Below are 19,879 nucleotides of genomic sequence, written 5' to 3' on the forward strand. Positions count from 1 at the left end.
CAACAAAATACTGAAAGTAAATCAACTTTTTTCTAATTTATGGACGCAAGAATTAGAAAATTATCAGTTCTCGTACAGCATCTCTTCTGGATAAGATTACTTCTGAGTACGCTACAAGCAACTGAGATGAAGTCTAGCTTTGACTATCTAGAAGACCTTCTTGCGGACAACTATCCAATCATCGCCTGCGAATCTCCCCTCCAAGAACGTCACCGCCTCCTCACCCGAATCACTACTTACTGTCAGCAAGCAGGCAAAAAAGCCTACATTTGGAATCTCAGCGAGGACAGTATTAAAGAACTAGTAGTTAGCGCTGAAGAAAATCTCGTTCTTCGAGAGTTTGACGACTATAAACCTTCGATAAAACAAAATAAAGAAGACTATTTTCAAGTACTCAATTTTTGGAAGTTTTATTCTGGTAGCGGAGTATTAATCGTTGAAAATATTTTTCCTTGGATAAAAGAAAGCATACCTAAAGAATCTGATTTTATTTTTATATCAGAATGGATTAAGTCATCGTTAATAAATATCAAATTTCATACCAAAGATAGCGGTAAAACTACTATATTACTAGGAGCCAACGCCGAAATAGCAAGCGAAATAGCGGCAGAAATTCCCCTATGGAGTCAAGAACTACCAGATGCACAAGAAATTATTGACAGTTTAATTAAAAGCAAAAATTTTTCTTTCACATATACGGGTCAAGACTATTTAGAAATTACTAACGCTAGTGCTGGTTTGTATATTTCTGATATTATGTATTGCCTAAACGATATTATTAAAAATCATGATTTAGGAAATTCCAGTGAGATAGCCAAGCTTCTGCTATCAAAAAAAATTCAACTGCTCAACCGCTTGTATGACATCGAATTCTTACCTCCGCCAAAAGTCCAGCTTGGAGGATTGGAAATTATGCAGCAGTCATTCAAAAAGTTCAAGCGATTGCTTACCCCGCGTGCCAAACAATATAATCTGCGTGTACCCAAAGGGATTATGCTTGTGGGGCCACCGGGGACGGGAAAATCACACTCAGCAAAAGCCTGTTCCCAGAATATGGGTATTCCCCTCATCATGGTCGATTGGGGCAACTTTAGAAGTTTTGGCAACCAAGCAGAAATGAAACTCAAACGCTTGTTGCGACTGGCAGATAGGCTCAACCAAGTAATTTTGTACTTTGACGACTTCGATAAAGGCTTCGCTGGGGATGATGACCTCGCCAAACGGCTTGCTGGCCAGCTGTTGACATGGATGCAAGAGCGCACGTCAGATGTACTGGTCATCGCCTCAGTCAACCGAATGGAATGGCTGCCACCCGAACTCACCCGTGCCGGACGGTTTGACTATTTATTTAAGGTAGACCTGCCCAATAATGGGGAAAGATATAGTATCTTCAAACTGCACGCTGCCCGATTTGACGAACGTTTTCGCAATGGCGGCGACCCCTGGAGCGAGGAACAGTGGCGCAGAATTCTTAAAGCCACCAATCGGTGTGTAGGTGCAGAAATCCAGACAATTGTAGAACGCGCCGCTAGTACTATATTCTGCGAAACAGTAATAGAAGATACCTACGCATCAAGCAAACTCCCCGCACTCGAACTAACAGTCGAAGCATTGCTAGAAGAACGCCGCCAGATTAACCCGCTTGCTATCCGCGAAGCCGATAAAGTCGAGTCGATGCGTAACAAAGCTGACCAACAAGCTTTACCTAGTAGTCCCCTCGATGAAAGCAAGTTTGCTGTTGGTAACATCGAGATTTTTAGCTAGCAAACATCTTCAAGAAGAATTCAGAAGTCAGAATCAATCAGTGAAGGATTCAGACCCGCCACTGATTGAAGACCACCAAATTGAAATTTGGTGGAGTCAAAAAAAGGTTATTCATCTGCCAGTCTTACAGAATTCATGCTGAATTCTAACTCCTGACTTCTGAATTCTGTTTCCATAAATCAATTCAAAGTTTCACCATGTTTGAACGAAAGCAAATGTAGCCAAAACATTTCAAAAGTTCATAATGCTTGCCATTTATAACCACTCTACTACTTTATTTATCTAAAACTATGGAAGTCACAAGACAAACCGCTCAAACCAACATTCAAACTAAACAAGCACAAAATCCAGAAAAAAGCCTATTTTTCAAAATTCTCAATATCGTTGGGCCAATTGCTGGTTTTACTGCTGCTCTCTCACCCCTACCACTATACTTTTGGACTCGCCAGCCCCAGTATCTACCTATTGGGGCAACCTTTACCAGTAATAATCAAACAGTTCAACTCGAACTAGCAGACGATAGAAAAGAATATGCCCACGGACTCAAATTCCGTGACTCGATTCCCGAAAATCACGGAATGCTATTTGTCCTCAACAAACCTGAAAAAGTTAAACTTTGGATGCAGGATACGTATATTCCTCTAGATATGATATTTCTCCAAGACGGAGTTATTAAATCAATCGTAGAGGCGGCTCCTCCTTGCGAAACCAAAACCTGTCCTAAGTACGATTCAATCTATTTTGTTAACCAGGTTATCGAACTACCTGCTAACAGTACCAAAACTTTAGACCTAAAGGTGGGTAAGAGACTTCAGTTGAACTTTCTAGAAACTAAAGAGCAGAAATAAACTGTTTTCTAAGACAGGCAGTTGCCACGAGCTTCAGTGATAGTGGAAACTGCCAGTGAAGCAGTTCTACAGGCAAGGATCGAGTTTGGGATGATGTACTGGGTAATCAGTTGTACGGTGCGATCGCATTCAGGCAGCTCCTAAACAAAGAGGTGGAGCGATCGCACTACCTTTTGTTGTAATTTAAAACAAGCCCTGTAGAATGCAACTGATAACAGTCACGGTATCTAAGTATCATTTGCATATTATTAATGTTGGTAAGTTTCGTATTACTTTTCCAGAGTTGGTTTTTTCCGAAAAAGGGCCAGACTGATTTCCGAGACGAACAGAGTCCCACTTATTTATAGCTTGAAAGTACAAATTCAACGAATTTACAATTTCTAAAATAGGAACTTTAGGAATACATTCTTTAAATCCATTTATAACCTCAGAATTATTATTGGTTAATTCATAGCTTATTTGTCTTAACTCAATATCTTTAATATCAGGCTGTAATTTCAGTTTCACAATCAGAGCATCTCTGAATTTCTCCAAATTTTCATCTATTGAATCTGCTGATTTCCTCGCTTTTTTCAATTCTCCTGTCCATTTTTGAAATTGTTTTACTACATCTTCTCCAACTTCTGCAATTTCCATAGCAAGCTTCTTATATGATATACCTGTTTCCTGAAAATTTGATACTTCTCGGCTAACAAGTCTAAACCACTTCCATATATCATCGATTTCGTCCTGGACATCAGTTGCTTTGACTTGAGACACATAGCTGATTTTTGGTCCTTCAATTTCTTTTAAATTAGATGCTCTGATTTCAAAAACATCTTTTGTACTTATTTCATAAACTTGCTCAATAAAAAATCTTTTTTGACTGTTGAAACTGATTTTCCACAGATTACTGTAGGTTGCGCGAAGCTTGACTTCTTGGTAAGGTGAAAGGTAAGCATATCTGTAAGGCTGTGAATAACCAGGTCGGTATAAGAAAATTAATGCAATATCGGGGCTATCATTAACCAATAATAGCTTACGGTATTCGCCTTTTAGATTCTTCAAATTAGTTTTAGAAAGTGAATTTGAGGTAATTAAGTTTTTTTCGACATGTTGTATCGGTTTAGTTTTAGCAATTGGATGTGATTCTGAATGACAAGCTCGATACTTTGGTTTTTCTATCTCTAAAGCTAAACTGCTATTAAATACTCCAAGAAGCATAAGAGTTAGATAAAAGCATAGACTATGTATCCAAGCTTTATACATGAATTTTTGTTTATTTAATAACCTGAAAAGGTTGAGTTTTGGGAATAAAATAACAGCGTCAACAGTTTCTAATTCCTCATAAGCTAAGGCTAAATGAATATAAGCGAGACTTTCCATGAATGTAGCTCCAATATTTAGACTGCTAAAAAAATGAAAGTTGGGAATGTAAATAATATCAAGTTCGGATGATTTGTTATCATTGCAGTTATCGCCTTACCCCACCCCTGAATCTCCTCATCATCAAAGGGTCTACCATGTACACACAAGTCTGAAACAGCTTAACATAAAAATATACCATTAATTCATTTATTAATCATAATAAAAATTATTATTTTTGCAGTTTAAACTTCACGTATTCATCTATAAAGTCATAGCTATTTTTTAGTAATGTCTTTAAACTTAAATTCCATAATTTTATTCTTTTTTCAAAAGTAGTTATATCAGAATCAGCTAAAGCTATAGCGTCTCCATTAGGGCTGAAAGCTGCACTATCAATATCAATATATTCATCCTTATCTTGAATATTTCCTTGGATATTTGATAAAAACTTACCATTAAGATTCCAAGTTTTTATAGTTTTGTCAACACTAATTGAAGCAATTAGCATACCATTAAAGATAAAACCTATACTCTTAATTTGATATTCATTTTTTCCTTCAAGAGGTTGAGGCTCTTCTATATGAGGTTTCCAAAGTTTAATTTCTCTATTTATATTTGCTGTAATAATTGTTTTACCATCAGGGCTAAAACTGATATGACGAACATTAGGCTCGTCGAATTTTCGCTGAAATATACCATCAACATTATACCATTCTACAGTTTTATTCTCATCAGTTTCATCACCAACGACTGATGCGATGGATATACCACAAGGACTGAAAATTATTGTCTTGACTGGCTTGCTATAATTTTGAAAAGTTTTTTTCCTCTTATCATCAAGGCTCCAAAATATAACTTCTCCGTTTTGATGGGCTGTAGCAACCCTTCTACCATCCGGGTGAAAACTAACATCTAAAACATCTTTTCCAATTTCAAATGGTTGAGTGGATGCACTGTTAATATTCCACATCCGGGCAACATTATCTTTGCTGACTGTAGCAATGGTTTTCTGATTTGAAGCGATTTTAATTATATGGTCATGGTAATCGATAGTTTTTATTAGGCTACCATCAAAGCGCCAAATTTTGGCTGTTTTGTCTTGACTTGCTGTGATAATAGTTTGACCATCCGGACTGAAATTAATTTTATCAATACTATCAAAATGGCCATCAAATTTGCCGTTAATATGCCAAAGTTTTACAGTTTGATCGTAACCACTAGAGACAAGTGTCGTGCTATCTCGGCTAAAACGGCTCTTTGTTACATAGTGATTGTGTCCTTTTAAAATTTTAAAAAGCTTAAATGAACTACCATTCTTTTTCCAAATAATGATATTACCGTCCTCACTAGCTGACGCGATTGTTTCACCATCTGGACTGAAAGTGGCATAACGAACTTTATCTTTATGTCCTCTAAGTATTTCTGGTTTTTGTTCATTAATACTCCAAACCATGAGGATATGATCCCAATTGCTTGAAACCAAAGTTTGGCTATCAGGGCTAAAATTTACTGCTGAAACCACAGTATCGTGTGGAAAAGTATTAAGTAATTCTCCTTCCAAATTCCAAAGCTTTACAGTTTTATCTTTGCTAGCAGAAGCAATCATTTCACCATCTGGACTAAAAGCCACGTACATCACATGATCTTGATGTTCATGGATTTCCTTTAATAAATTTCCATCTAAATCCCAAAGTTTAATAGTTTTATCATAACTACCAGAAGCAATTTTTTTGTTTTTGGGGCTGAAGCTGATGCTCGAAACCCAGCTTTGATGAGCGTCTGTTATGGGTTTCAACAATGTCCATTCCCCAAACGGTTCAGTTGGAGCTTTCCAAAGTATAATAGTTTTGTCTTTGCTAACAGACGCAAGAATTTGTCCATCGTGGCTAAAACTAACATCCATTACTGCATCTTTATGCCCTTGTAAAGTTTGGCTCCAAGTTCCATCACGTCTCCAGAGTTTGATATTGTTACCAGAACTAGCAGAAGCAATAATTTGATTATCTTTGTCTGGACTAATGCTTACCCCATAAACAAAATCTTTATCTTGATAACTGTTGAATTCTGCAACTTCACTAAACAACTGGTTAAATTTAACTAAAAACTCAAATTTTTTATGATCAGCTATTTCTTTTTGTACTTCTTGCAAAAGTTTTCCTGTCTTGATTAAGGTGTCTATTGCATCGAGTCTTTTATTTGAAACAAAAAGCAGTTGTGAGGATGTAATACCAAGGTTAATACTTTCTTGATTGATGCGATCGCGCTCATCTATAGAAGCCTTAATATACTGCCTGTCTACCTTGTCGAGGAAATCAGGTGTATTCAATAATTTGATAGCATCTTCTAATCGCTGACCCCGAAGAAGACTGCCTTTATCTGTATTGCTCTTTTCCCAATCTTCTCTTGCTTTCTGGATTTTCTGCCGCAGAATATAATTTTCGCGGTTTTGCTGCAACCATGTCTGTAATCTAGGCCAGTGGCGAATTAATGCTTCATGGGCAACTTCCACCCATATTTTCTCTGTTTCTTTGTCCCGGCTAGTAATTACTAATCGTTTGTTTGCCAGAAGCCTCATGATTTCCTTTGTCCGATCTGGCTTTTTATTGTTAGGTATCAGTGCCTCGAGTTCAACTCGTTGCCGTGTATCTCGTCTTGGTGCATCTTGCAAAGTATTTTCGTCGAGATGGGTTAAGCGGATAAAGATATTCTTAACTAGTTCTTTGTCTTCATCCGATAATTTTTCCTCATCCAGTAATTCTTCGCCATTATGTTTGCCATCGTAAAAGTCATCAGCCGTTCTAGCGATCGCTCCCTTCAGTCCAGGGGCTTTGTCAGTACCAATTTTTTCGTACTCATCACAAAGTAACCATTGTCCATGTCTTCGCTTCCACAGTTCAAGAAGAGCATGTTGCAGTAGTGGCATTGCACCCGGCTCTCCTTCAACTTCATTCTGAATCAACTTTTCTAATCCAGCTTCAAAGATTAACCCTACCTCCTCTACCTGTCGCTTCATCGCGTCTCGTAATTCTTTTGATGTCATCGGCAGAATGAAGAGTTGACTGTTCTCTATCTTTTCTCGGAATTTTTCGTCATAGGTAGCACATTCTTCCCAAAAGTCCACCCGCATGGTGATTACGACTCTTACGTTCTGTTGGTTGATTAGTTTTAACAATTCGTTGATGAACTTCTGTCGCTCGGTTTCATGAGAGACGGTGAATAATTCCTCAAACTGATCCACAATCAATATTGGAGGTAAGCTATTTTTCTTCAAATGCTCATCTAATTGAGAGTAGGGATTTTTATCTGGAGTGAAGCATACTATTTGTTTTAATTCCTCTTTTGATAATTTACTATCCTCTAATAGTTTTGAAATCAGCCCAGCTTTGACTAATGAGGATTTACCACTGCCAGAACCGCCTATAACTGCTACAAATTTATTATCTTCCAGTTTTTGTTTCAAATTGTTAATGTATTTCTCACGACCAAAGAAGAACTCTCGGCTTTTAAGACCAAAAGAGAGTAAGCCCTGGAAAGGACATCGGGCATCGTAAGGAGGCAGATCCTCCGTAAAAGCCAGATCATTAAAGATGAAGTTCTTATTGTATTGATGGGAAAACACTTCCTGACAAAGATTATTGAGGTTGTGGAGGGCGTTATTCTGCTTTTTCTTAGCTTCCGTATTCCGTTGGTTAGGACTAATTTTTCCAATCTCTTCCAATATTTTTCGCTCTTTATCAAACTCTCCCTGTAAGATTGGAGCGTGCTTCTGTATCAAGCTAACGTATTTTTTTTCTGAGTAATTTGAATCTTCTGACCTTTGGTTTTTTGACTTATCGTCTGAATCATCTGGCATCTCGTTTTCTGAATTTTGATTTACTTCAAAAAGACGATCTAGTCCACGCTTAATATCTTCGTCGTTCAGTTCTTTGTCAAGGGAGTCATTAAATAAGGGCAGTCCCGCAAGGCGACTAAACAAAGCTGGAACGATGATGTCATTATCGTCACTTTCTGGAGGTTTTGCCTCAGCCAAGGCCAAGTCAACTTGTCCTGACTCCACCAAGTTCTTATAAAATTGCTCTGCGATATCCTGGGCAGTTTTAATCTCTACCTTATCTGTCATTGCCACTACAGCTTGCATACCTAACTCTCGCACCAATCGTCCAGCTAATCCTCCTAATGCTTGCCCCTCTGTTAGACTAGCGCTTTCGCAAGCACAGAGAAAAGTAAAGTAAGGAGTAGGAAATTCGCTTAAGTTCTTTATTAAATTTTCCCCCTGAACTCGTTCAGTTTGATGATCGGCTGTAGCCCAATAAAGTGAAATATCTTTTTCATCTTTATCCACTAATCCATGACAGACAATATGTAACAAAGTGTAAGATGGCTTATGTTGCAACTTCTCTCGCAGTTTCGACAGTGTTGGTGCCTCATATCCATCAATATTAGCCAAGACATGACAATGAATTTTTTTAACCTTAAAAGCAGCTTCTATGCTCTCTACAGTTTCCTTAACACTGAATTCTTTTAAACTAGACCAATCTTTTTGTTTTGGACTAGCTACTAATACCAGCGCACGTAAGTCTCGCTTGCTAATGGCAGGAAAGCGTGAAGTATCAACAGGAGAGGGGACGTAAACGGAAAAAGTGATGCGTGAGTCCAATCGCGCAAATTCCCAACCCAAATCTGTGGGAACGCACAACTTCTCCCAACGTAAAGTTGTTAGTTTTTTATCTTCGATATCAAGCAGAACCCGCAAGCGATCACGTTGACTATTCTCGCTGACAGCAAGCATAAATTTTTCTCTAACAGAGTCTTTAAATAAAGTTTCACCTAATAGCTGCCCGTATTCTTTGTATTTACTAGGTTCTATAGCTAGTTGTTTCAGATCATCCCAATCTTTCATCTCGAATTTTCCTTTTACCTCACTGCGCCTTTGATTCAATTGCTTGTGTATACACTTCACATCCCAACAGTTTTCCTCGCCATGATTGGATTGGATCTGAATTTCCAAAATGTTCATACGAACAGGCTTCTCAATCAATAGGTTTACATTCCTAACTCAGTTTCTTTAAAGATTCCAGTAAATCTGTTGCCAATTTAACGGTTAACTGAAATTGATCAGCTTGGTAAGTAGAAGATTGCTGAACTATGTTGACAAACTGTTCTAGAACCTGACTCAATTGGTTTTGAGCTTGCTTGATCTTTAAATTTGTTGCTACTTCATTGAGTCGATTTATTGCTGCTTCAACAGCTAACTGAAGTTGTTCAGCTTGATGGGCTGGAACTTGTTGAGCTATGTTGACAAACTGTTCTAGAGCCTGATTCAATTGGTTCTGAGCTTGTGCAAGATCAACTTCTTCATCTACTCTTTCAGCAGTTTGGGATGTCACTGCGGCTCTTTCATCTGTAGATAGTTTTAGAATTGAAGGCGTAGGTGACAAATGCACAGTTTCTTTAGTTGTTTGCTCACATTGCTGAGCATCTCCGACAACCAACCGCACTGCTGGGTCGCCGAGAATGGCATAACTGCGGGCATCTCTGTAGGCAAGCCATAAATCAGACACATGCCAATCACTAACAGAAGAATCAGTTCTGGACGCTAAAAGGTCGGCAGCAAGTGCGCTGTAGCGCTCGTTGAATGATTCGACGGCATAACCAACCGGATAGCCTTTCATCAGTAATCGTATCAGGCTATCTTTGAAGGTTTCTAACTGTGCCTGTCCATAGCTCCCCAAGAAAGAGTACTTCAAAACTCGATCTACGTGACCGATTACAGCCAGAGCACCTTGACTGAGTAGTCGCTGAGGTAAACGGGCTACAAAGGGTTTGGGGGCTAACCTATTAGATGAGTTATCAAAAGAATCTAACTCAGGTGTACCGATACTATGACATGCAAAGTGAAAGGTGATTAGCCCATGCAATTGAGCCTCATTGCTGATATCATCTGCTGAGAAATAATAATCTTTAGTAAATGTTTCTCCACCACGCCAGTCTTGACAAAGCAGTGCCCCTTGGTGTTTTAGTTGTAGTTCAGAGTCCTGAGGAAAGAACACGCCATGACTTGCTGTAAAAAGGAATCCAGGGGTTTTGGAACCTTCTATTAGTTGCTTAAGCTGCTCCTTTTTGGCTTGATCTTTAACTAAAGTCTGTACTTCCCAACCCTTAATTTTAATTTCCTCCTCTATCCATTCGGATAAAGGAGAGATAAGGTGTTCATGACTCCATTCGGTAGCATCATCTCCTTCATTGTGTACACCGAAAAAGACAGCGCGGCGGGGTAGCGAAACTTTGCCATTTTCTATGTCTACAACATTAGAGGCATAACGTTCATAATCTTCTAGATTTTCAAAATAAATACGACCAACTGCATACGCTACGTCAAGCTGGTATTGAAATTCATAAGGGATTGTTTCTGGATCGCCAATTATTAACAAGTAATAAGGCACTTTACTTGGATCGACAAGATTACTATCACCAACATCATGCCGCGTCAGGAACTTATTTTTTGAATCACCACGAATATATTTATATTCCTTGTAGCGAGACTTAGCTTGTTCTTGTCGATACTTCAGAAGAGATTCGAGCTTTTCCCTAACAGCTTCTTTCATTGGATCATCATTAGCAAAGATTACTCCCCATCCTGCCTCTGCCAAATCTTGGGGATTTACCCCTTCTATCAAACGAAAGTAATCTTTACCTTTATTCTGATACTTTGTCTCCAATTCTTTAAGATAGTCTTCTTTTTCGCCTTGGGCTTGAGCCATAATCTGTTCTAGTTTCAACGGCTGCGAGTACTCACCAGTTTCGCCATTGATCCCATTAAAGAAAAAGGTATGTTGCTCTATGCTCATATTACTTGACCTGATTGTTTTGAGTTACCGCTTCAGTCTCGTGAACTGCTTAAGGCTGCTGACCATACGGCATGAGCAACTTCTCGTTCGGCAATTTCATTGTGAGCACCTCCCGGATCGTAAACAATGAAACTACCCAATCGGAAAAGCTCTGGCTTGCGACAAATAAATTTGCTGCTATTCAGGTTATAAATCCTGCCCAGCTCAAATTTATATTTAGGCTCTTTAGCCTCAAGGGAACGCATATCTTTGTTTACAGAATTGAGATCGTCTCCCCTAATTCCCCAAGAACCAATTCCCCCATACTTGGGTAAATCAGGTGCATAATCAATTTGACGAGCCACCCCTGCCGCGCGGGGATACCATTTACCGACAGCAGTATCATGTTCGGAGTAGGTTGTAATAATTGGGCCGTTCACTGTGTGTCCAGAAATCAACCGATGAAAGTAGCCTGGACGGGATTCTCCTGGCAGTACCGGAATTTTTTTACAGTAAGACCAAAGCGAGAGCGCACCTTGCACCAACGCCAGGGAATTAACCGGACGGATTAGAGTGCCATGAGCCTTTGGACTAGCCAGCATCGCAGAGACAACAATACAACCAAAGCTATGACCCATCAAGTGAAATCTGGCTGTCGGTGCTTGTTTTTGAAGTTTTTCTAACAACTGGGAGCCACTACTTTCACCAATTTGGCAAGCTCTAGCTTTCATACTCCAAAAAGATGTAGCTCTTAAGGGTGCCAAAAGTGCTTCTTTGGCGAACTGAGCGATGTTAAAATCACCTTTTTTAGGCTCTTTCATAACATTTTCGTACATACGCTGAGGATCAGGTGGTTCGCGATCGCTCCCTGGTTCTGCTCCTTCACCCTCATTGCCTAAAGGAGCCTCCTCGTTCAACTGTGCGTAAGCGTTTTTTGCCTCTGGCGGAAACTCAAAAGGGTCACTGTTTTGTTTAATCACCGCCTCACCAATCGTTCGTAGTGCCTCTTTTGCTTTTGGGGTGTCGGCAATACGTTCAGAAAATTTCTTCTCTATCAAATCAGGGGTTTCCGGGTCAGAACTGATGATGGCGCTCTCGAGTTTTTCATCTCCCCAAGGAAGACTAGGCCAGTGCAAACCAATCAAAAGTGGTCGAAATCCTGGTCGCACCTGTTGCATTAGTTGAATATCAGCCTCTTGTGCAGCCATTTTCTTAATCCATTTGTCATACTGCTGCTCCGCTGCGGAAACATCACTCAACCACCCGTGGCTGAATATGAAAACATCTGTGATTGACTCACTAGATAAGATACGCAGTATTTCTTGGATTTTAGCTTCACTTTCATCACGTACCTTTCCAGTCTTATCAAACGTGATTAAGTAGTACCCCAATGATGTTCCGTCTACTTTTCTAATCGGCATATGCATCCTTTAGCAGCGTAGTTATTCTGTACTAATGCGATCAATTCACCTAGTTAGTGGAAATAATTTCATTAGAGGAATCTACAAATAATACTTTTCTAAATATTATCCACATCTAAGAGGATGTTTGAAAAGTATTTTTGGTAACATCTAAGCCTCTCAAACCTAACCCCCCTAGCCCCCTGACCCTAATCCCCACTCTGTGGGGGCCCCGAGTTCCCTACAAGGGAATGGGGGTTTCAAAGGCTCTCTCCGTTTCGGGGAGAGGAATGGAAGCGGGGTTTCTGGTATACTTTACGACTTTTCAAACATCCTCTAAGTATTATCTACACAAAATTTATATAGTAATAAAAATAATTCTTTCATAATTGGTTAAAAAATCTTTCTCATGAGAATTATTTCTTAAAAAGATATATCTAAAGATAGATGATAAAATTTGTTATTTATAAATTTGGAAATAATATTATATGGGTGTAATAGAAAGCAGATCATAGGGTTTTTAAGCAAATCTGCAACAAAACTTTGAAAAATAACCTTAATATCTAGTTTGTCTGTCTACACTCCTCGGCTTTTTCACCTCAAGCCATTCATTTGCATCCAATGCTATATCCGACCACACCCATATCTGGCACAGATGAATCAGGAGTAGCAACGTTGAAATGGTTAGAGGCGATCCGCTCTGACTATTTATGAATGAAATTTTCTTATGCCTCATTAAAAGCGTATTTGGAACCTTTGCCTATATCAAAGCTTTGCCCTCAACATGATAAATACCAAAAGGTAAACATTGTGAAATAAACCACTGATTTAAATCTTGAAAGTTGTCAATCCAATTTTTCTAATTTTTTACTAATGATTTACTGAAAAACATAGTGTTTAAAAATGGAAAATTCTTAGATGCTTTTACGGATATTAGTCTCATAAAATAGGTTTACAAGCGAGAAGTTGGAGCAGAGATTTACTCCAATCCAAACTATGTACTAGGGGCAGACTCCGCCAACAGAATAAAGCAGTAATTCAGTCGTAATTACCCCTACAAAGTTTCATCCAGTAATTTACGAAATCATCTACTTTTTTTATGAGAACAGACTACGAATCTAATTTTAGCAACGACCGCATTCCTTCCTACGAAGAATACGGATACCCCGCTCCCACCCGTCGCCGTCGCAACTGGAAAGAAAACGCCAGCATCGCCGGACTAATGGCAGTTGGTACTGGCTTGATGATTGCAGATATCTCCATTCATCACATGGTAATGGCATCGCTGGCCTTTGGAACTGGCATTGTAGCGTTACTACCCAAGGAAGCAAACTTGCTACTTTCCAACTTCGAGCGTATGCAGCGCAAGTATGGCATCAATATCTATACCGTCTTGTTCTGCTTAGTAGGTGTAGTATTTATGTTGGATATCGCCGCTGCACCTGCAAACGCCCAGTTTATGCAAAACGCAGAGGACTTCTTTACCGAATACTTTGAAGGTATTGACGAAACAATCATTCGATACGTATTCGCAGTACTGCGCGGTTTGTTCCTAATTTACCTCGGAATTGGTCTTATCCGCGTCGTTCAAGCAGCCCGCAATGACGAAGATTGGCAAACAATTGCCCGTACACCAATTATCGTTGCCCTCACAGTTGTAGTCGGAGACTTGCTTGCAGGACTGGTAACAGGCTGAGGAGCCACTCGTCAAAAAAGCCACCACGAGTGGCACTTTGAAGTGTGCCACTCATCAAGATTTCAAAAGCTGACTTTTGCCTTTCGTAATAATGACAAGAGTTCGGGAATTTCGTACTGTCAACCGCGTATTAGGAGACCAACCACGCCTCGGGCCATTCCCCGCCGACCAAATTGTTCCCTGGAGTGCGATCGCTCTCATCTCCTACATGGTAGTCAAGGGTTTTATGCAAGCTTCCTGGCTTGCAACCGGAATTGTAACCGCCTGGGGATGGGCAACCTGGTGGACAGTAAGTTCCAACAAAGCCTTTTTCGGTAAGTTTGTCGGCACGCCCCGCATCACCCGTGGTTACAAACCTTTTGTCTCCCTCGTTAATCCTCTACAACCTCAACCCAAGAAAAAGCGCCAGCTGAAAAAACGCAGATAAAGCTTCTGAATTAATACCAGCGAACAAAACTACAGGCTATGAGTTCGACCACCTCAACGAAAATAAAGCACAAAATTGGTAAAAAATCTCTCGATACCGAACAATTAGGTGTTGTCAAAAACCTGACACCCTTTGAAGATATTACCCATTTAGCCGGGATTGCAAGTATCTCGCTTGCTGGTCGTAGAGATATCGGCGCACTCATCCTCCAGAAAAAAGAGGATATTCAAATCAAGTTCTGCTTTGACGTACAGGGAATTCACCCGTCTTTACCAGAAGAACAGATTCTCCCAATTTTTGAAAATATTGAGGGCGGACTCAAAGAACTTCCCGAACGCGAAACCTTAACAATTCATCTTGGTTCGTTCACTGATGATTTTCTCCGGCAGCAGGAACTAAAAAAGATAGAGGATAAATGTGATTTAGAGCAATTAACTTTATTAGTGCGATCGGAACGTCTGCGAGCAAGAGAACTCACCGAAGCAGGAACTCGTAAAAATAAGTTTTTACGTTTCTGGTGTACCTATAGTGTCCTGGCTTCTGAAGACAGTCGCTCAAATGATGCGATTGAAAAAACTATCAAACAGTTGCAGAACGCCTGGTTCCAATTTACTGGTCAAATTCACGGTGTTCGGCAAGAACGAATCGAAACAATCTTACGGGATAGTTTTACTTCTGGGTTTCAACGATGGGAACAACTTTTTACTAACTCAATGGGGCTTTCAGTACGAGCAGTCACAAGTGAGGAAGTATGGTCGATTCTTTGGAGTCAGTTTAACCGTAGCGACGCACCCAAAGTTCCCAATCCCCTCATATTAGATGAAGAGGGGCTTCGAGAAGTTCAAACCAGCGATTTCCATATTCGCCACCTGATGCTGGAGAATGAGAAATCTGTCCCTTTTCTCGATCGCAGCTGGGTAAGACTGCAAGACAAGTATATCGGTGTCCTGCAATTTAGCGAAAAGCCCCAAGGCTGGGTAGACGAATACGCCCAGCTTCGATACCTATGGGAGGTAATATCCAAAGAAAAAATCTCCGACACTGAGATTATCTGCCAGCTATCTAAAGCTAACCAGGGACTCGCCAAAACTGCCCTTCAACGGATTACCAAACAGTCAATTACCTCCAGCGCGATGTCTTCTGAGAAGGGGTCAATTGACGTAAAAGCCAATATGAACATCGAGGAGGCAGTTAAGGCACAAGAAACTATCCTCAGAGGCAGTCTCCCCATCCATACTGCCGTTGTTTTTTGTGTCCATCGTCATAGTCGTCAAAAACTTGATGAAGCTTGCCAATACCTTTCTAGCTGCTTCTTGCGACCTGCCGTAGTTGATAGAGAAATCGAATATGCCTGGAAAACATGGTTACAATGTGTACCTATTGTCTGGGAAAACCTACTCACAAGACCCTTTAACCGTCGCCTCCCCTATTTCTCATCAGAAGTTCCCGGACTCATGCCGATAGTTAGAACGGCTACGGGAGATAAATCCGGGTTTGAGCTAATTGCTGAAGAGGGAGGAACTCCAGTACATCTTGATTTGTACAAGCAGCACAAAAATCTCGCCATTTTCGGTACTACCCGTGCAGGGAAATCTGTCTTAGTAGCAGGTCTATTAACACCTGCCTTGGCTCAAGACATTCCCGTAATTGCACTTGATTATCCCAAACCCGATGGTACTAGTACGTTTACCGACTATACCAAATTTATGGGAGAAGAAGGGGCGTATTTCGATATTAGTAAAGAATCGAACAACCTATTTGAATTACCAGATTTAAGGGGGTATGAACCTGAACTTATTAAGGAAAGGATGACTGATTTCAAGGAATTCTTGAAATCCACATTAATGATAATGGTACTTGGGACAAATCCTGTAGGGGTAAGTCCGACAATGATATCAAATATCGAAAGTATCATTACAATCACAATTGAAACTTTCTACAACGATGAAGATATCAAACTTCGATATAAACTTGCACTAGAAAATGGATTAGGAACACCTGAATGGGCAGATATTCCCACACTTAAAGATTTCTATAATTATTGTTCGCCTGGGTTTATCAAACTTGATTCCATCACCAATAATAGTAAAGAAATTCTTGATGCTCTTGACCAAATCAGATTGCGATTAAAGTTTTGGCTGAACTCACGAGTTGGACAATCAATCGCCAATCCATCTAGCTTTAAAACTGATGCCCGACTACTGGTATTCGCACTGCGATCGCTTGGGAGTGAAGCTGATGCAGCAGTCCTTGCCCTTAGCGCCTATTCCGCAGCATTACGTAGAGCCTTATCATCTAAAGTATCAATATTTTTCTTAGATGAAGCGCCGATTTTATTCAGTTTTGACAGTATAGCCGAGCTAATTGGTAGACTCTGCGCCAACGGTGCAAAAGCAGGTATACGTGTAATTTTATCTGCCCAAGAACCAGAAAGTATTTTCCAAAGTAAGTCTGCTTCCAAAATATTTGCTAACATCACGACCCGCCTTATCGGTCGGATTCAAACATCAGCTGTTGACCCATTTGTTAACAGGTTTAAATATCCTTATGAAATTATTTCGCGTAATAGTACCGAAGCATTCTTTCCAAAACGCGAAAATATTTATTCACAGTGGTTACTTGACGATAATGGCAAACTTACTTTCTGTAGGTATTATCCTGCTTATTGTTTACTTGCAGCAGTAGCAAATAACCCGAACGAGCAAGAATTACGCACTCTATTCCTCAATAAATATGCCGATAATCCAATGCTGGGTATGGTGAGATTTTCTGAGGCATACATACAAATGCTTCGGGGGGATGAGTTAAGCCAAGAAGCACAACAATTACTGGATAACAATAACAATAAGCAATTAAAGTCAGCATAAATTATATAAAAAAACTAACAAATAATCGGAACTGGAAAAAAGAAGAATCAATAAATCATAAAAAAGTGGCTTAAATTTAATTGCCACATTGGTTATTTTATCCACAAAAAGTATGAAGCCAAAGTTCAAGTTTACTAAGAAAGGGGCAATAATCGGGTCAATAATTGGTCTGGTTACTTTACTCGGTACAGCACCCAGCTATGCCTTTTCAATTGACGATTTTTTCAAGGTTTTAGGCAAATTCAATAACTATTTTGAGGAAACCAAAAACGAACTCACCGCAGCAGCTAATGAATGGGGTGGGATGAAAAGCGAAGCTAAAACAGCTATTCAGACTGGCAGTATGGATATGCCAGACCCAGTAAATTCAGCAGAAAAGCTCAAGGAGCAACTCAAGGAAAAGGGTAACTGGAATGAAAGTAACACAGTTGAAGGTGCTGTAGGTGCAGCTAACGAACTGGAGAGAGAAACTACCCGCGCCACGATCGCCAGCGTCTTAGGGGAAGTCGGTCAGGAACGTACCAAAAATGAAATAGAAGCAACTGAACAAACTGTAGCCGAGGCCAAAGAACTCGCGGAATCTGCACAATCAATGGATGCTTCACAAAACATTCTCAAGGTAATTGCTGCCCAAAACTCGCAAATTGTCTCAATGTTGGGGCAATCCCGCACCGACGGACTGCAAGCACGGCACGATGTCCAGCAAACTAACCTGATGCTATCTCAACTTGCCAAACAAGGGGCAAGCGATCGCCGTCGTCAAAACCTGATGATGGACGGTATCAGCGCCCAGTACATCGAAATCAGCGGATTTAGCAGTCTCAAAACTACTGCTGGGCAATAATTCACCCTAATTAGTTGGTCATCTCTGCAATTGAGATGACCAAACCTTCACGCCTGTTAACCAAGTGCTATGCTAGAACACCTCATAATTGCAACCGACCCATTTTTTGGACAAGACATTTTAGAAAATGCCGCCGCCGGGGCGCAACTAGTAGCTGAAGGTTTCAATGAACTTTGGCAAGAAACCCTCAACGGTAGCTTGTATGGCTCGATGTGCAAAGTTGGTCAGTTTTTTGCGATCGCCACACTCACCCTTTTTATGGTTGAGTTAGGCAAAAACTGGATAAATCAAGAAGATATGAAAGCTCTCTCCAGTTGGATATGGCCCATCCTGGTTATCGGGCTACTGGCTAACAATGGCACTTTACTCAGAAGTGGAACACTCGCCATACGAGGATATATTAATACTGTCAATAATGACATTCTTGAGTTTACTGCTGCCGGAGCCAACCTAGAAGTAGCATTCAACCGAGCAGTCGGCAATATTGCCCTCCAGCAGCAAGTAGGGGCGGCAATGGAAAGATGCCGCTCAATCCCTGGTAACACGCAAGATTCAATCACCTGCTTGCAACAAGCAGAAGCAGAACTCAAAACCTCTGCGCCCGATCTATTCAAAGGAGAAGCCCCCGATAGTGGTAGTTGGGAATTTAACCCACTTCAGGCTTTATCTGATGCCAAAGATGCGCTCAACGACCTCTCCCCCGGTCAAATTGCCGAAAAGATTGGTAATTCTATCACCAGTACAATCGGCTCGATGATTACCGGATTTGTCGCAGTCATCCTCCTCGCCCTAAATAACGCTTACCAGTGGGGTATCGAATTCACGATGCTTTTAACTGCCCTACTTGGCCCGTTGGCAATAGGCGGTTCACTACTCCCCTTTGGCGCGAAACCTATTTTCGCTTGGCTAACTGGTTATTTCACCGTTGGAATGGCAAAACTTTGCTTCAACATGATTATTGGTTTGTGCGGACAACTTATTGCTAATTCCGAACAAAACCAACCGATGATATTTCTCCTTTTTGTTGGGTTGGTTTCTCCTATCCTTTCATCTGCATTAGCCGCAGGTGGTGGAATAGCTGTTTGGACAGGATTAGGTAAAACAGTAGCATTTGGATCTGAAATTGCAGCAGGAATCGCTACTGGTGGAGCAAGTACAACTGCAACGGTTGCTGTCAATGCCACCAAATTTGTTAGTTCCAAAATTAAAGTTAAAAAGTAATTAGTCAGAATTCAGGAGTCAGAATTCAGGAGTCAGCTAAGACATTTCAAGATTTGATAGTTTGGCAAAAAGCACATCAGTTTGTTTTATTAGTATATCAATTTAGTAGTGAGTTCCCTAAATCGGAAATATATGCTTAAAGCTAAGTCTAAATCTCAACCAGCCCGCCTTCTCAGTTACGGTCAATCTACCTCTACACCTATTGCAATGGCAATCACCATAACAGCAGGAGGAACTATCTTATCTATCCTATTGCAAATTGTAAATATTGGTATAATTTCTAGTACAAATCGTCATGTCAAAGGTATGACGGTTGTTCAACTCCAAGATGGCTCTATTTCACCTGGTAAATTTGCTGCTCCCAACGAACGCGAAGATGAAACTATCAAACGCTTTATCTCAGATAGCATGATTAAAATGTTCGGTTGGAACGGAATAATTGAAGCAACAGAGAATGGCGAAAACGTTACCAAACCTGATAAAGGAATAGATGTTCAAACAACAAAAAATAGTAGAAAAAGAATTCCAACTAGAGCTTGGGAAGTGTGCTTTTACCCCCTGGATGACCAAATTTTGAATCATACCCTGACCAAAATTAACGACATTTCAAGGGTTATAGCCTAAACAGAACATAAAAC

12 protein-coding genes and 1 pseudogene are annotated in these 19,879 nt (G+C 40.2%); 9 read left to right on the plus strand and 4 right to left on the minus strand.

Annotation, left to right across the window (positions count from 1 at the left end):
• Positions 1–126 precede the first annotated feature (126 nt).
• Together V7K53_RS24585 and V7K53_RS24590 are read left to right on the plus strand one after the other, a co-directional pair.
• A complete protein-coding gene (locus V7K53_RS24585) occupies positions 127–1,764 on the plus strand; it encodes an ATP-binding protein (protein WP_335200159.1) in 1,638 nt (545 codons plus the stop codon).
• Between the two features lie 290 nt (positions 1,765–2,054).
• Positions 2,055–2,612, plus strand: coding sequence for a DUF192 domain-containing protein (locus tag V7K53_RS24590; protein ID WP_335200146.1), 558 nt, complete (start codon positions 2,055–2,057; stop codon positions 2,610–2,612).
• A 234-nt stretch (positions 2,613–2,846) separates the two neighbouring features.
• On the opposite strand, the gene V7K53_RS24595 is transcribed toward V7K53_RS24590, so the two are convergent.
• The 4 genes from V7K53_RS24595 to V7K53_RS24610 all read right to left on the minus strand — a co-directional run bounded on the left by V7K53_RS24595 (position 2,847) and on the right by V7K53_RS24610 (position 12,207).
• Entirely contained in the window at positions 2,847–3,977 is a 1,131-nt protein-coding gene (locus V7K53_RS24595; RefSeq protein ID WP_335200147.1) for a hypothetical protein, read from the minus strand.
• A gap of 211 nt (positions 3,978–4,188) precedes the next feature.
• Positions 4,189–8,859, minus strand: coding sequence for an nSTAND1 domain-containing NTPase (locus V7K53_RS24600; protein WP_335200148.1), 4,671 nt, complete (start codon positions 8,857–8,859; stop codon positions 4,189–4,191).
• Positions 8,860–9,010: 151 nt separating this feature from the next.
• Complete coding sequence (locus tag V7K53_RS24605; RefSeq protein ID WP_335200149.1) at positions 9,011–10,807, minus strand: hypothetical protein; 1,797 nt, start codon at positions 10,805–10,807, stop codon at positions 9,011–9,013.
• Between the two features lie 32 nt (positions 10,808–10,839).
• Entirely contained in the window at positions 10,840–12,207 is a 1,368-nt protein-coding gene (locus V7K53_RS24610; RefSeq protein ID WP_335200150.1) for a hypothetical protein, read from the minus strand.
• Between the two features lie 1,078 nt (positions 12,208–13,285).
• On the opposite strand from V7K53_RS24610, the gene V7K53_RS24615 reads away from it, so the two are divergent.
• From V7K53_RS24615 to V7K53_RS24645, 7 genes and pseudogenes are all read left to right on the plus strand, one after another.
• Positions 13,286–13,882 carry a hypothetical protein gene (locus tag V7K53_RS24615; RefSeq protein ID WP_335200151.1) on the plus strand — a complete coding sequence of 199 codons (597 nt, stop codon included), beginning with the start codon at positions 13,286–13,288 and terminating at the stop codon, positions 13,880–13,882.
• 91 nt (positions 13,883–13,973) lie between these two features.
• Entirely contained in the window at positions 13,974–14,309 is a 336-nt protein-coding gene (locus V7K53_RS24620) for a hypothetical protein (protein WP_069072332.1), read from the plus strand.
• Positions 14,310–14,347: 38 nt separating this feature from the next.
• A complete protein-coding gene (locus V7K53_RS24625) occupies positions 14,348–17,176 on the plus strand; it encodes a hypothetical protein (protein ID WP_335200152.1) in 2,829 nt (942 codons plus the stop codon).
• Between the two features lie 112 nt (positions 17,177–17,288).
• Entirely contained in the window at positions 17,289–18,020 is a 732-nt protein-coding gene (locus V7K53_RS24630; protein ID WP_335200153.1) for a hypothetical protein, read from the plus strand.
• A 69-nt stretch (positions 18,021–18,089) separates the two neighbouring features.
• A complete protein-coding gene (locus tag V7K53_RS24635) occupies positions 18,090–19,241 on the plus strand; it encodes a hypothetical protein (RefSeq protein ID WP_221704828.1) in 1,152 nt (383 codons plus the stop codon).
• A 23-nt stretch (positions 19,242–19,264) separates the two neighbouring features.
• Positions 19,265–19,375 (plus strand): annotated as a pseudogene (locus tag V7K53_RS24640) (four helix bundle protein); the annotation flags it as partial.
• The gene (locus tag V7K53_RS24645) at positions 19,374–19,865 is read left to right on the plus strand and encodes a hypothetical protein (protein ID WP_335200154.1); all 492 of its coding nucleotides are present in this window, start codon (positions 19,374–19,376) and stop codon (positions 19,863–19,865) included. The pseudogene V7K53_RS24640 and the gene V7K53_RS24645, both read left to right, overlap by 2 nt.
• The last annotated feature ends 14 nt before the right edge of the window (positions 19,866–19,879 follow it).

The sequence above is a fragment of the Nostoc sp. genome (genome assembly GCF_036917355.1).
Taxonomy (GTDB): Bacteria; Cyanobacteriota; Cyanobacteriia; order Cyanobacteriales; family Nostocaceae; genus Nostoc.

Bases quoted from the DNA above. Each gene is read 5' to 3' on its own strand.
- V7K53_RS24585 (WP_335200159.1), top strand. From the start codon at position 127: ATGAAGTCTAGCTTTGACTATCTAGAAGACCTTCTTGCGGACAACTAT.
- V7K53_RS24590 (WP_335200146.1), top strand. From the start codon at position 2,055: ATGGAAGTCACAAGACAAACCGCTCAAACCAACATTCAAACTAAACAA.
- V7K53_RS24595 (WP_335200147.1), bottom strand. From the start codon at position 3,977: ATGGAAAGTCTCGCTTATATTCATTTAGCCTTAGCTTATGAGGAATTA.
- V7K53_RS24600 (WP_335200148.1), bottom strand. From the start codon at position 8,859: ATGAAAGATTGGGATGATCTGAAACAACTAGCTATAGAACCTAGTAAA.
- V7K53_RS24605 (WP_335200149.1), bottom strand. From the start codon at position 10,807: ATGAGCATAGAGCAACATACCTTTTTCTTTAATGGGATCAATGGCGAA.
- V7K53_RS24610 (WP_335200150.1), bottom strand. From the start codon at position 12,207: ATGCCGATTAGAAAAGTAGACGGAACATCATTGGGGTACTACTTAATC.
- V7K53_RS24615 (WP_335200151.1), top strand. From the start codon at position 13,286: ATGAGAACAGACTACGAATCTAATTTTAGCAACGACCGCATTCCTTCC.
- V7K53_RS24620 (WP_069072332.1), top strand. From the start codon at position 13,974: ATGACAAGAGTTCGGGAATTTCGTACTGTCAACCGCGTATTAGGAGAC.
- V7K53_RS24625 (WP_335200152.1), top strand. From the start codon at position 14,348: ATGAGTTCGACCACCTCAACGAAAATAAAGCACAAAATTGGTAAAAAA.
- V7K53_RS24630 (WP_335200153.1), top strand. From the start codon at position 17,289: ATGAAGCCAAAGTTCAAGTTTACTAAGAAAGGGGCAATAATCGGGTCA.
- V7K53_RS24635 (WP_221704828.1), top strand. From the start codon at position 18,090: ATGCTAGAACACCTCATAATTGCAACCGACCCATTTTTTGGACAAGAC.
- V7K53_RS24645 (WP_335200154.1), top strand. From the start codon at position 19,374: ATGCTTAAAGCTAAGTCTAAATCTCAACCAGCCCGCCTTCTCAGTTAC.